1 protein-coding gene is annotated in these 607 nt (G+C 64.7%); it reads right to left on the reverse strand.

Annotation, left to right across the window (positions count from 1 at the left end; genetic code table 11):
- On the reverse strand, window positions 1-453 hold a 453-nt coding region (gene traN, locus AC1DVR_RS23940), incomplete at its 3' end, for a conjugal transfer protein TraN (RefSeq protein ID WP_478003114.1).
- Window positions 454-607: the final 154 nt, after the last annotated feature.

Below are 607 nucleotides of genomic sequence, written 5' to 3' on the forward strand. Positions count from 1 at the left end.
CTCGGAGCCCTCTGCCTGACAGGAGACCGGTTTTTCCCAAGCCCAACAGGCCCGGGTGATGGGAACACCATTGATGATGCGGGTCTCGGACCCCGAGGTGCAGCTTGCCTCGTCGGCGGCGCAACTTGCGCCGATGCTGTCACAGGTGCCGCGCTTGGTCTCGGCGATCTCGGTCGTGGCCTCGCCCACCTGCCGGGCCGGGGAGAGATCACCCGTGACATCGATACAGTCAAAACTCTTGCGGAGGGCAAGGCAGCTGCCATCCATCCCGAGGTTCAGACAGGTACTGCCGGTCTCGTGGCAGGAGAGATTGGCGGCAAGTGTGGCACATTCATGGGTATCCCCTGCCTCGTCGCACGCATAGCGGCTGGTCTTGATGACCGCGACATCAAGCGCAAGCTGGCAGGTACTGGCCGAGGTCGCGACAACACGCTGGCAGGAACGCTCGATCACGCCCGCGCTCTGCAGACCCTCGGCGGTGCAGCCCTCGCCTTGGTTTCCGGTGGCGCTGAAGAGACCTCCGGCGATTGCATCAGCTCCGGTCAGGGCAGAGTCGGCGCGCCGCAGTCCTGGGTCGGTTGCAGGAATATCCCGCCTGGGGTTGCTG

The organism is Rhodobacter sp. P2_H5 (assembly GCF_056403335.1).